The organism is Anoxybacillus sp. UARK-01 (assembly GCF_002075365.1).
Classification (GTDB): Bacteria; Bacillota; Bacilli; order Bacillales; family Anoxybacillaceae; genus Anoxybacteroides; species Anoxybacteroides rupiense.
Map to the genome: position 1 here is coordinate 41611 of NZ_NASY01000048.1, position 13552 is coordinate 55162.

Annotated in this window: 7 protein-coding genes; all 7 read left to right on the forward strand. The window is 45.2% G+C overall.

All coding sequences use genetic code 11. From position 1 onward, the window contains the following. The first annotated feature begins 5 nt into the window (after window positions 1-5). Window positions 6-7166 carry an amino acid adenylation domain-containing protein gene (locus tag B6A27_RS14950; RefSeq protein ID WP_080862506.1) on the forward strand — a complete coding sequence of 2387 codons (7161 nt, stop codon included), beginning with the start codon at window positions 6-8 and terminating at the stop codon, window positions 7164-7166. 19 nt (window positions 7167-7185) lie between these two features. After that, complete coding sequence (locus B6A27_RS14955) at window positions 7186-7392, forward strand: MbtH family protein (protein ID WP_019416996.1); 207 nt, start codon at window positions 7186-7188, stop codon at window positions 7390-7392. Window positions 7393-7638: 246 nt separating this feature from the next. Next, window positions 7639-8430: a 4'-phosphopantetheinyl transferase family protein gene (locus B6A27_RS14960; protein WP_236631850.1), complete on the forward strand. Its 792-nt coding sequence runs from the start codon at window positions 7639-7641 to the stop codon at window positions 8428-8430. Between the two features lie 313 nt (window positions 8431-8743). Further along, complete coding sequence (locus tag B6A27_RS14965) at window positions 8744-10381, forward strand: AraC family transcriptional regulator (protein WP_201722571.1); 1638 nt, start codon at window positions 8744-8746, stop codon at window positions 10379-10381. Between the two features lie 99 nt (window positions 10382-10480). Next, the gene (locus B6A27_RS14970; protein ID WP_080862508.1) at window positions 10481-11467 is read left to right on the forward strand and encodes an ABC transporter substrate-binding protein; all 987 of its coding nucleotides are present in this window, start codon (window positions 10481-10483) and stop codon (window positions 11465-11467) included. Between the two features lie 21 nt (window positions 11468-11488). Continuing rightward, window positions 11489-12496: a FecCD family ABC transporter permease gene (locus B6A27_RS14975; protein WP_044742586.1), complete on the forward strand. Its 1008-nt coding sequence runs from the start codon at window positions 11489-11491 to the stop codon at window positions 12494-12496. Continuing rightward, window positions 12489-13514, forward strand: a complete 1026-nt coding sequence (locus B6A27_RS14980; RefSeq protein ID WP_044742585.1) for a FecCD family ABC transporter permease — start codon at window positions 12489-12491, stop codon at window positions 13512-13514. Before B6A27_RS14975 ends, B6A27_RS14980 begins: the two co-directional genes overlap by 8 nt. Window positions 13515-13552 lie beyond the last annotated feature (38 nt).

Here is a 13552-nt window from a genome sequence, read left to right on the forward strand (position 1 = left end):
AATCCATGTCCATGAATCAGCGTCTGCGTTTGCCTTTATCGGGGGCGCAAGCGGGTATTTGGTTTGCTCAACAGCTCGATCCAGCAAATCCTATCTATAATACAGGAGAATACGTTGAAATTCACGGGCCGGTTGATCCGGCTCGCTTTGAACAAGCATTGCGTCATGTGTTGGTCCAAGCAGAATCATTGCATGCTCAATTTGGCGAAGATGAAAATGGGCCATGGCAGATCATTGATCCTTCGCCGGATTTCCCATTTTATTTCATCGACGTGAGCACAGCCGCAAATCCGGAGTCTGAAGCGCTTTTTTGGATGAAAAAAGATCTATCTAAACCGGTAGATTTAAAATGCGATCCGCTTTTTACGGAAGCGTTATTTAAGCTTTCTGATCAGCGCTTTTTCTGGTATCAGCGCATTCATCATATTGCCATCGATGGCTTTGGCTTTTCACTGATTGCCCAAAAAGTAGCGGAGACTTATACGGCGCTTATGAACGATCGAATGATCGCTGATGAAGCCTTTGCTTCATTTCGTGAGGTGATAGAAGAAGAGAAAGTTTATCATGCCTCTAAGCAATATGAGCGTGACCGCCAATTTTGGTTAGAGCGTTTTCGCGATCAGCCTGAAGCCGTAAGCCTTTCTGATCGAGCGGCGCGCGCTTCGCATACGTTTATTCGGAAAACCGTCCATTTATCCGTGGCTCAAACCGAACGGTTGAAACAATCGACTCAATATTGGAAAGCGGGATGGCATGAGCTTTTCCTTGCGGCAACGGCTCTTTATCTTCATCGGTTGACAAGCGCCACCGATGTTATTCTTGGCTTGCCGATGATGAATCGCTTAGGTTCCGTGGCGTTGAATGTGCCGGCTATGGTGATGAATCTGGTTCCGCTTCGTCTGCATCTGCATGCAGATATGAAAATGTCACAGCTATTAAGCACTGTTCGCCAGGAAATCAAAGAAATCAAGCAGCATCATAAATATCGCCATGAGCAGCTGCGCCGCGATTTGAAGCTATTAGGGGAAAATCAACGCCTATTTGGCGTGCAAGTCAATATTATGCCGTTTGACTATGGATTGCGTTTTGACGGATATCAAGGAATTACGCATAACCTTTCAGCTGGGCCTGTGGATGATTTGGCGATTAATGTATACGACCGAACAGATGGAAATGGTCTAAGAATTGATTTTGATGCAAATCCGGAGATTTATCAAGCTGATGACCTTGCCATTCATCAATCTAGGTTTTTACAGATTTTGGATATGATCACAGTGTTGCAAGAGGATGTGACAATTGGAAGTGTAGAGCTGCTGCTTGAGCAAGAACGCCGCCAAGTCATCGAAATATGGAACGAGACGACACGGCATCATTCAGAAGCAAGTTTTTTACAGTTGTTTGAAAAACAAGCACAGCAACATCCAGAAGCGATGGCGGTCATTTGCGAAAATCAAATGCTTCGTTATCAAGAGCTGAATGAACAAGCCAATCGTTTGGCCCATTTGCTTGTAGAAAAGGGAGCAGGCCCCGAACAGTATGTAGCATTGGCTCTGCCGCGTTCCGCTGATATGGTTATCGCGATGCTAGCGGTACTAAAAGCAGGTGCAGCCTACCTGCCGATTGATCCTGAATATCCAAAAGAGCGCTTAGCCTTTATGCTTGATGATGCGGAACCGCTTTGCATCATTACAAACTCAGCGACACAACCGAAATTATCGGCGATTTCTCCGCTTTCAATGATTGTGCTTGATCATCCAGAAACCGAAGAGGCAATCAAACGCTATCCTAGCACAAATGTTGAAAATGGGCGCTCTGCTCTTCATCCAGCCTATGTTATTTATACGTCTGGCTCAACAGGAAAGCCAAAAGGAGTGGTTGTGCCATTCCAAAACCTAAATAACTTTTTATTTGCCATGCAAGACAAATTTATGCTCAATGAGCGTGACCGTTGGCTGGCAGTGACAACGATTGCCTTTGATATTGCTGCTTTAGAAATCTTTCTCCCATTAATGAGCGGAGCAAGATTAATCGTAGCGAAAAAAGAAGCCATTCATGATCCGCAAACGCTCGCTGCGCTGATTTCTAATGAAGAGATTACGATCATGCAGGCGACGCCGACACTTTGGCATATGCTTGTGACGTATCATCCAGACAGCATCGCCGGGTTGCGGGTGCTTGTTGGAGGAGAAGCGTTGCCAAGCAGCCTTGCATCGGCTTTGGATCAGCTCGGGTGCGAGATCACGAATTTATACGGACCGACGGAGACAACGATATGGTCCACGATGGCGACTTTGCAGCAGGATGATATTCTTGCTCCTGCGATTGGTAAACCTATTTGGAATACACAAGTGTATGTTTTGGATCGTCATCTGCAGCCCGTTCCTCCTGGGGTAGCTGGTGAACTATATATTGCTGGCGAGGGGGTAGCGAGAGGCTACTTGAAACGGCCGGATTTGACCGCCGAGCGTTTTGTCGCTAATCCATACGGCCCACCAGGAAGCCGTATGTACCGGACAGGGGATCTTGTACGTTGGCGCAAGGATGGCTCTTTAGATTATATCGGGCGTGTCGATTATCAAGTGAAGCTGCGCGGCTTCCGCATTGAGATCGGTGAAATTGAAGCCATATTAACCAAATATGATGAGGTAGAGCGGGCGGTAGTCGTGGCTCGTGAAGATCAACCAGGCGCTCCGCGATTGGTGGCTTATCTCATTCCTCGCGGTTCAAAAGGCGCGCTTGATCTTACCGAACTGCGGCTTTATGTCAGCGAAAAGCTGCCAGATTATATGGTCCCATCGGCCTTTATGATTTTAGAGGAATTTCCGCTGACTCCAAACGGAAAAATTGATCGCAAGGCGCTGCCGGTTCCAGATTGGACGGTGACAATGAAGGGACGCAAGCCGCGAACACCGCAAGAAGAAATTTTATGTGAGCTTTTTGCTGAGGTGCTTGATTTGTCGGCAGTGGGCATTGACGATAACTTCTTTGAACTGGGAGGTCATTCGTTGCTGGCCGCGCGCTTAATCAGCCGCATCCGCGATGTGTTGGGCGTGGAGCTGGCGATCGGCAAGCTGTTTGAATCACCGACGGTGGCGAGCCTTGTTCATCATCTAAAGGAAGCGGCGCACGGGAAGCCGCCAGTGAAAGCGTATGCTCATAAAGACGAGATTCCTCTATCATTTGCTCAGCGGCGTTTATGGTTTTTACATCATTTGGAAGGTCCAAGCCCTACGTATAATATACCGGTCGTTGTGCATTTAACAGGCGAGCTTCAAATTGCTGCTTTGCGCCAAGCTTTATATGATGTGGTGGAACGGCATGAAACGTTGCGGACTATTTTCCCGGATCGTTCTGGCACTTCAAGGCAAATCGTTTTGGAGCCGCATCAAGCACGTCCGGAGCTGATCGTTCAAGAAATTAGCGAAAATGAGTTATCTCGCGTGCTAAATGAGGCGGTGCGTTATAGCTTTGATTTAACAAAAGAGCCGCCCATTCGAGCGCAACTGTTTGTGCTTGGAGCGAATCGATATGTGCTGCTGCTTTTAATGCACCATATTGCAGCAGACGGCTGGTCGCTCACTCCGCTGACTCGTGACTTGGCTAGCGCTTACCACGCGCATTGCCAGCAGCAAAAAGTGGATTGGCCACCTTTGCCAGTCACATATGCTGATTATGCTCTTTGGCAACAGGAATTTTTAGGAAACGAAAACCATCCGGATCATCTCGTTGCTAAACAGCTGGATTACTGGAAGCAGACGCTTGCTGATTTACCTGAAGAGCTGGAGTGGTCGACTGACTATCCGCGCCCTGCAGAGTCCAGCTATGAAGGGGGAGTTGTCGAATTCAAGCTCGATGCGGAGCTCCATCAACGGCTATTAGCTTTGGCGCGTGAGAATAAAACAAGCTTATTTATGGTGCTTCAAGCGGGCTTTGCCGCTCTTCTCACTCGGTTGGGAGCGGGAACAGATATTCCAATCGGCAGTCCAATCGCAGGAAGAAACGACGATGCACTGGAAGACCTTGTGGGAATGTTTATTAATACGCTTGTGCTGCGTATGGATACATCAGGGAATCCAAGCTTCCGCGAGCTGCTTGCTAGAGTGAAGCAAGTGAATCTATCAGCTTATGAAAATCAAGATCTTCCATTTGAACGATTAGTGGAGGTTTTAAATCCGGTTCGTTCGCGGGCCAAGCACCCACTATTCCAAGTCATGTTTGTATTTCAAAATACACCGGAGCCAAAGTTGGAGTTGCAAGGTCTGGAAAGTCGATTAGAGGTTCGCAGCGTCGGTTCTGCCAAATTTGATTTGACGCTGGAGCTTCGCGAAAACCGGATGGGAGATGGCTCGCCAGCTGGATTAATAGGTTTATTTGAGTATAGCCGAGATTTATTCCAGCAGGAGACCGTTGAACGATTTGCCAAGCGGTTATGTCGGCTTCTTAAAGAAGTGGTGACGAATCCAGAATTGCCGATTGGACAAATTCATATGCTGCTGCCAGAAGAACGCAAGCTCCTTCTAAATCAAGCAGAGCATCGACAGCGGCATCTGTCTGCGGAAACCCTGCCAGCTTTATTTGAAAAACAAGTCCAAAGAGTTCCAGATGCGACAGCCGTTGTTTTTGAAGATCAAAAGCTTAGTTATGCCGAGCTAAATAAAAAAGCGAATCAGCTGGCTCATTTTCTCATCAGTAAAGGAGTGGGCCCAGAAAGAGTAGTCGCTCTTGCGTTGCCGCGTTCATTGGAAATGGTGATCGGCATTTTAGCGGTATTGAAGGCGGGAGGCGCTTACTTGCCTTTAGATCCGAATTATCCTGAAGATCGCATTGCCTATATGATGGAAGATGCGCAGCCGATGTATGTGATTGCCAATCAGCAAATGGCCGTTAAGCTTCCGCGTACGCCGAATGTGGAGCATATCGTAGTCGATGCGGAGCATGTTGTGGGGCAAATTGGCCACTATCCGGAAACGAATCCGAATGATGCGGATCGAATCGAAGCTTTATCACCGTATCATATGGCTTATATCATCTATACTTCTGGCTCAACAGGAAAACCAAAAGGTGTGATGATTCCGCATCAAAACGTAGTTCGGCTTTTCCGGTCGACGGAGCATTGGTTCCAATTTTCCGAAAATGATAGTTGGACATTATTCCATTCTTATGCGTTTGACTTTTCCGTTTGGGAGATTTGGGGACCGTTCTTATATGGCGGACGTCTTGTTGTCGTTCCGCACCATGTAAGCCGTTCACCGAAGGAGTTTCTTCAATTGCTCGTGGAGCAAAACGTCACGGTTCTTAATCAAACGCCATCCGCTTTTTATCAGCTGATGCAGGCTGATCGGGAAAACAGCGAATGGTCGAAGCAGCTTTCCTTGCGCTTTGTGATTTTTGGTGGAGAAGCATTGGAGTTGAGCCGTTTAGAAGATTGGTATGAGCGGCACCCTGAGAATCAGCCGAAGCTGATTAATATGTACGGTATTACGGAAACGACGGTGCATGTCAGCTATATTGAATTGGATCGAACGATTCTTTCTCTGAAAGGGAACAGCTTAATTGGTTGCAGCATTCCTGATTTAGAGGTGTATGTATTAGATGATCAGCTGCAGCCGGTTCCGCCGGGAGTGATTGGCGAGATGTATGTGGCTGGAGCTGGATTAGCAAGAGGATACTTAGGGCGCCCTGATTTAACCGCTGAACGCTTTATTGCTAATCCATTTGGACCGCCGGGCTCAAGAATGTATCGCACGGGCGATTTAGCAAAATGGCGCGTAGATGGGACTTTGGATTATATTGGTCGAGCCGATCATCAAGTTAAAATTAGAGGCTATCGAATTGAGTTGGGAGAGATTGAGGCGGTTTTAGCAAAACATCCTCAAATTGCCCAAGTAGCCGTTATTGTTCGGGAAGATCAGCCGGGGGATAAACGGCTTGTAGCCTACATTGTGCCTGCAAAGGATGCCGTGTTTGAATCATCCGAGCTGCGGAAATATGTTGCGGCTAGCCTGCCTGATTATATGATTCCATCCGCTTTTGTCATGATCGAAGCTTTACCGTTAACTCCGAATGGTAAATTGGATCGCGAAGCGTTACCAATGCCTGATTTAGCGATCGAAGTGAATGGGCGCGGGCCGCGAACACCTCAAGAGGAGATGTTATGTGACCTCTTTATGGAGATTCTCCGCTTACCGCGTGTCGGCATTGACGATGGATTCTTTGAACTTGGAGGCCATTCACTCTTGGCCGTTCAGTTAATGAGCCGTATTCGTGAGACGTTTGGAGTCGAGCTGAGCATAGGTGATTTATTTGAAGCTCCTACCGTTGCGGGTCTTGCTGAGAAATTAGAAATGGGAAGCAGTCATAATGCGTTGGATATATTGTTGCCATTGCGAGCTTCTGGTACAGAGCCTCCGCTATTTTGCGTACACCCAGCGGGAGGTCTTAGCTGGTGCTATGCAGGATTGATGACATCGATCGGAACGGAATATCCAATATACGGATTGCAGGCTCGAGGTATTGCGAAAGCTGAGAGATTGCCAGAGACATTAGATGAGATGGCTGCTGATTATATTGAGCAAATGAAGGCTGTTCAGCCTAAAGGACCATATTACTTATTAGGATGGTCGCTAGGCGGAAATGTCGTGCATGCGATGGCGACACAGCTGCAGCAGCAAGGAGACGAGATTGCACTTCTAGTGATGTTAGACGCATACCCTAGCCACTTTTTACCGATTGCTAAGGCGCCGGATGAGCAAGAGGCCTTGATTGCATTGCTTGCTTTAGGAGGATATGATCCGGATAACATGGATGGGAAGCCGTTGAATTTGGAGAATACGATTGAGATGCTTCGGGGTGACGGTAGTGCGCTAGCTAGTTTAGAAGAGTCCACCATCTTAAATCTTAAAAACACGTATGTAAATTCTGTCCGTATTTTAAGTGAATATATGCCACGGCGCTATAAGGGAGATCTCCTATTCTTCCGCTCAACCATTATTCCGGAATGGTTTGATCCAATCGAGCCGGAGGCATGGCTACCATACATCGATGGCCGAATCATTCAATATGATATCGAATGCCGCCATAAGGATATGTGCCAGCCTGGGCCATTGGCTGAAATTGGCCGCGTTCTTGCTGATCAATTAAGAAATAAAGTGATTTCATTCCAATGAATGGAGGGAGAGGTATAAAATGACCAACCCTTTTGAAAATCAAGATGGGACCTATGTTGTCTTAATCAATGAGGAAGGCCAGTACTCGCTCTGGCCGTCCTCCATTGCGGTTCCTTCCGGTTGGAAAATTGTGTTTTCAGAAAATACACGTGCCGCTTGCCACGATTATATTCATACACACTGGACGGACATGAGGCCTAACAGTTTGCGAGAAATCAAAAAATAAAATAGATCATCCGCCTAGACCGTGGATCAAGTTCAGTAGCTTCAACACTTGTCGTAGAGCAGTGGCTTCTGTGGACTCTTCCACTTACACCTGATGAATAGGTTAAATAAAAACTTAACGACTTTAACTTGGCAATGAACGGTGCCAAATCGGAGTTGAGCAGGAAAGGATCAAGCTCTTAGAACACCTGCTTAACTCTTCTTTTATTTTCCACACGATCAAGCAAAACGGAAATGAGAGAGGAGAATGGTTGCCGTGGTGGAATGGGAAATAGCGAATTCAGTTCCTCATTTAACGAAGCATGCGTGCCAGGTTTGGCTCGCTAACATCCGCGATCTACAATCGTGGCATATTCGATTGCTGAATGCGGAGGAAAAGGAAAGAGTACAATCATTTCGGAAAGAGCAAGATCGAGCTCGTTTTATGATCGGTTGTGTATTAAGTCGCTTTGTATTAGCGGCGCAGCTCAATATGGCTCCGCATGAAGTGCCGATTGATCGCACTTGCTCAGCTTGTCGTAAGGCTCATGGCCGTCCGCAGCTGCCTGACCGTTCATTGCAATGGTCGATTTCTCATTCCGGTGAGAGAGTTCTCGTTGCTTTTACAGCTGGCATCCCCGTTGGTGTCGACATTGAGTGGATGGATGACTCTCACGCTTTAGATGTAAGGCAAATGGCCAATGAAGTGCTAGCAGAGGAAGAAAAATATCATGTGCTTCAAGCATCGCCTCAGGAGCAAAAGAGGGCTTTTTATACATATTGGACAAGGAAAGAAGCGATATTGAAAGCAACGGGCAAGGGATTGCAAATTTCTCCATTGCATGTGATCGTATCTGCGCCTCATCAAACCCCACGGTTACTTTATTTGAAAGATGACCCTGATTGCCTAAACCGTGCAACGATGTATCCGTTAGAGATTGATAACGGTTATGTGGCCTCATTAGCTTTGCTGGATGAAGCGAGCCAAAAAATAGAACGATATGATTCTGGAAGGTTGCTGAGGGAAGGGTTTGGCTGGAAAGATGAGTATAATAAATAAAGATGTGAATGATTGAGAAGGGATGGATAAGGCTGTTCTCAACAGGAGAACAGCCTTGTTTTTTTGCCGTGTGTCTGCGTGTTCCTGATCTTCGTGTGTTGAAAACACCCTATTCTCTTTCTTTTCAGATGCTATCTATATCAAATAGTTGAACTTGAATGGGAGTATATTGTGAAAAAGGGAATGATTTGATATAATTATTATAATAATGATAATCATTATCAAATGCTAAATAACAATGAATGGTCAAAGCTCGAATAAAATCGCTCTTTTTCATGTATAGATGCAGAAGCAAGAAGGAGGGAGAAAGATCATGGTCCAATCTGAAATGATCAAGCAAGAGGCCGATGAGTTTGCTTGGGATCGCTCGTTTTTTAGAATGCGGGAGATGCAGTTTATCAAAGAAGAAGGCGATTGGCGGATCGAACAGCAGCTTACAACTTCTCATGTACTGATGATCGTTAAAGGTGGACAAGGACATTTTATGTTAAATAGTCACAGGTATCGACTGCGGCAGAATACCGCTTATATGTGCTCCCCTGGTGATACATATGGAATTGAAATAGAAGCAAGAAGTAAAATGTTCTTGTTTAAGTTTGACGTGTTTCAACGGAAAGGTTCAGGATATGAGTGCCTATCCGATCACGGGGAATGCTTCTTTCCGTTACAGGGGGAAATCCCTGTGTTTCCTGCGGATCGGCTGATCTCGTTATGTGATGAAATTTATGATCATTGGCGAAGCGAGGATGAGCTGGAACGGTTTCGCTGCCAGCTTGCTTTCCAAGAGCTGTTTTATTATATCATGAAGCATCGTTCGCCTTTTCCTAAAGAATCACGAACATCGCTAGAGGCCGCTAAGAACTATATGGAACGTTATTTTTATGAGAATTTGACGATTGAGCAATTAGCAAGGATATCCAATATTAGTCCTAAATATTTTGTCGATTTGTTCAAAAAAACGTATGGAATGAGCGCAATGGATTATTTAACAGAGCTTCGGCTGAATAAGGCGAAGCGTCTGATGGCGCAATCTGACGCTAAACTGCGTGATATCGCCCATCAGGTTGGTTATCATGATGAATTTTACTTTAGCCGTAAATTTAAAAAGAAGGTAGGGGTTACGCCGACCGCTTATATGAAAAGCCGCCGGCGAAAAATTGCTGCTTATACGTCTCCGATTACCGGCCAATTGCTTGCATTAAAGATTATTCCTTATGCGGCGCCGCTTCATCCGAAATGGACGGCTTATTATTATAAAATGTACCGTGACGATATTTCTGTCCCTCTCAGTGCTTATCGCAAAAACCAAGATTGGGAATCGAAAGTTGAGGCTCTGTCCCATGAGCGGCCGGATGTGATTATTAGCACAGACGATCTCGAAAAGATGGAGAAGGCGAGGCTTGAACAGATTGCTCCTATTTTTTATGTTCCGTGGACTGAGAAAAACTGGCGGGAGCAGCTGATGCTGACGGCTGAATTTTTAGGAGAAGAGAAGGAAGCAGAGAACTGGCTTCAAATGTATGATCGAAAGGTGAAGTTTGCTAGACAACAGCTAAAGCGAGAAGTAGGAGAGGACACATTTTTGGTCGTGCGAATCTCGAAGCAGCATTTATATGCTCATTGCAATCGTGGCATGTCAGAGGTGTTTTATCAGGATTTGCAAATGAATGCCGCGTATCCTAAGAGCGGTGCTTACAACGAGCCGATTGCGCTCGATCAGCTTGCTCAAATAGATGCGGATCGTTTGTTGCTATTAATTAGGCAGGAAGAAGAAACGTTAGCTTTTTGGAATCAATTGCAATATTCACTTCCATGGCAAGAACTGAAAGCGGTTCGCCATCATCAAGTATATGTGCTTCCTTCCGATCCGTGGGTGGAGTACTCGGCATATGCCCATGATCGAATTATTGATGAATCGTTAAAGTTTTTTTCTGGAATTTGTCCAAAATGAATTTCGGATACTGTCCATGTTCAGGGTGGAAGATCTAAATTATAATCATAAATGATAATCATTATCACCTAGAGGATGAGGGGAGGACTTAAGAGAGACATGAAGAGAAACTATCTTTATCTAGGTCTGATAGCTCTACTTATTTTAATATTAAGCGCTTGCGGCGCGAAAGAATCATCAGCGCCTGAAAAATCGGGGGATAGCTCGAATAAAAAACAAGAAACACAAGCAGATCCAAATGAAAAGCATACGATTCATTATCTTGGAAAAGATTACACAGTTCCAGTCAAAACGGATAAAATCGTTATCACTGGAAGCATGGAAACCATGGAAGATGCGCTTGTGTTAGGAGTAAAGCCGCTTGGGGGCATTACGGTTGGCGGCAAGTTCCCAGAAATGTTTAAGGACATTACAGGCTCTACTGTCTCTATCGGTGAGAAAGTGCAGCCTAATATTGAGGAAATCTTAAAATTAAAACCAGACGTTATTTTCTCGACGACAAAATTCCCGCCAGATGTTGCACAAAAACTGGAAAAAATAACAACAACGATCCCGGTTTCTCACATCTCAACAGATTGGGAAGCGAATTTGCGTGTGTTGGCAGAAGTTACTGGAACACGAGACAAAGCTGATGAAGTATTAAACCAATATAAAAAAGACTTAGAAGAAGCGAAAGCGAAGCTGGGAGACAAGCTAAAAGATAAAAAGGTCGTGGCGGTTCGCATTCGCAGCGGAAATATTATGATCTATCCGCCAGATGTATTTTTCAATCCTTCGCTATATACGGATTTAGGACTGACCGTACCTCAAGAAATTCAAAATGCGAAAGCTCAGGAAATGATTTCTTTAGAGAAATTTAGCGAAATGAATCCGGACTATATTTTTGTGCAATTCTCAGAAGATGAAAATAAAAACAATCCTAAAGCACTTGAAGAGCTGCAAAACAATCCAATTTGGAAAAGCATCAATGCTGTGAAAAATGATAAAGTGTTCGTCAACGTTGTCGACCCGCTTGCACAAGGCGGCACAGCGTGGAGCAAAATCAATTTCTTGAAAGCAGCTGTGGAGAAGCTCGGCAACGAATAATACAAGGCAGGTAGCGTCAATATGCAATTAAGAATTTCTCCGTCAGCCCTGATTTTATGGCTTTCACCGGTTGCGATGGTGTTTATCATCATCGCATCTATTTTGTATGGGGCCAAAAATATAGATGCGTGGACTGTTTGGAAAGCGATAGTTGATTTTGACCCGAATAATGTGAATCATCAAATTGTCAGGCATTCCAGACTGCCAAGAGTGATCGGTGCTCTTTTGATTGGTGCATTCCTTGCGATTTCAGGAGCGATTATGCAAGGGATGACAAGGAACTATTTAGCGTCTCCCTCCATTATGGGGGTTTCAGATGGTTCGGTTTTTGCGATTACACTTTGCATGATTATTCAGCCGGGCGCCTCTTCGCTTGAGATGATCATGTACTCGTTGGTTGGTTCAGCTGTTGCCGTAGGCTTCGTGTTCTGGATGGCCTCCGTCCTGCCCAATGGAATGTCGCCTGTTCGAATGGCGATTATTGGAACGATTATCGGAACATTTTTGAGCAGCATATCAGCCGCTCTCTCTTCTTATTTTCAAGTTTCACAGGATGTGAGCTTTTGGTACAATGCCCGGCTGCATCAAATGGACCCTCATTTAATTAAATTGGCAGTGCCCTTTGCCATTGTTGGCCTTGCTATTGCCATCATAATCTCTAAATCGATTACTATTTTGTCGTTGGGAGAGGAAATATCGGTCAGCTTAGGTCAGAAAACGATGGTGATCAAGGCCTTGGCGATCGCCAGCGTGGTTATCTTGACAGGTATTTCTGTTGCTTTGGCTGGCAATATCGGTTTCGTTGGTTTGATTATTCCTCATATGACGAGGTTTTTAGTGGGGGTTGATTATCGCCGAATTATTCCTTGTGCCGGTGCTCTTGGGGCGATCTTTTTGGCGCTTTCCGATATTTTAAGCCGATTTTTAAATTATCCGTTTGAAACACCGATCGGGGTCGTTACAGCTTTGATTGGTGTGCCTTTCTTCCTCTATTTAATTTATACGAGAGGGGGAGGAAAGGATGCTTAATCATTCAGCCAAGCGCTATTGGTTAGTGTTATTTAGTAATATTGTCATTATATTGTTGGCCATTTATATTAGTCTAACAAATGGAATATTTGATATAACCGTTCAAGATGTCTTAAAAACACTACTGCGAATTGATCCGGTCCCGGAGCATGATTTGGTGATTTTGGATTTCCGTCTGCCGCGTATTGTCATTGCTGCGTTGGTCGGTTTTGGCTTGGGAATTGCCGGAGCGACCATCCAAGGAATTAGCCGGAATGGTTTGGCTGATCCAGGAATTTTGGGCATTAATGCTGGAGCTGGAGCCATGATCGTCATTTTTATGCTTTTCTTTGGAGGGCGCATGACAGTGGAAAGCGATTGGTTATCGATTTTAGCGATGCCGCTGTTTGGATGGGTTGGCGGATTGGGTGCCGCCCTGCTGATTTATCTATTTGCTCGACAGAATGGCCATTTAGATACGCAGCGCCTCATTCTTGTGGGAATTGCCGCGGGGTCTGGCTTTGGGGCTCTATCCTTATATTTATCGTTAAAGATGAATCCACAGGATTTTGAAATGGCGACGGTATGGCTGGCGGGAAGCATTTGGAACGCCAATTGGCAATATATTGTTGCCATGTTGCCGTGGATCATTCTGCTGGTGCCGATTATTATAAGCAAAGCTTATATTCTCGATTTGTTCCAATTGGGGGAAGATAGTGCAAAAAGCTTAGGGGTTTCTACTGAAAAGGAAAAAAATATATTGCTACTGACGAGTATTGGTATTGTCAGTGCGTGCGTGTCTGTGTCTGGAAACATCGGTTTTGTTGGTTTGATTGCTCCCCATATCGCCAAGCGTCTCGTCGGGATTTATCATCAGCGCGTCATCCCTATTAGCGGAACGATTGGCATGTTGCTAGTAGTGGTTTCAGACTTTATTGCTAAAACGGTTTTTGCACCTGTCGAACTGTCTGTCGGAATTGTTATCGCCATCATTGGCATTCCTTACTTCGTGTACTTGCTATTTAAAACGAAAGTGTAAGAGAACAGGGGACATCTTGAAAACTGAAAAATGGAGGG

Excerpts from the sequence above, each read along its gene's own strand:
- B6A27_RS14950 (WP_080862506.1), top strand. The coding sequence starts at position 6 with ATGTCCATGAATCAGCGTCTGCGTTTGCCTTTATCGGGGGCGCAAGCG.
- B6A27_RS14955 (WP_019416996.1), top strand. The coding sequence starts at position 7,186 with ATGACCAACCCTTTTGAAAATCAAGATGGGACCTATGTTGTCTTAATC.
- B6A27_RS14960 (WP_236631850.1), top strand. The coding sequence starts at position 7,639 with ATGGTTGCCGTGGTGGAATGGGAAATAGCGAATTCAGTTCCTCATTTA.
- B6A27_RS14965 (WP_201722571.1), top strand. The coding sequence starts at position 8,744 with ATGGTCCAATCTGAAATGATCAAGCAAGAGGCCGATGAGTTTGCTTGG.
- B6A27_RS14970 (WP_080862508.1), top strand. The coding sequence starts at position 10,481 with ATGAAGAGAAACTATCTTTATCTAGGTCTGATAGCTCTACTTATTTTA.
- B6A27_RS14975 (WP_044742586.1), top strand. The coding sequence starts at position 11,489 with ATGCAATTAAGAATTTCTCCGTCAGCCCTGATTTTATGGCTTTCACCG.
- B6A27_RS14980 (WP_044742585.1), top strand. The coding sequence starts at position 12,489 with ATGCTTAATCATTCAGCCAAGCGCTATTGGTTAGTGTTATTTAGTAAT.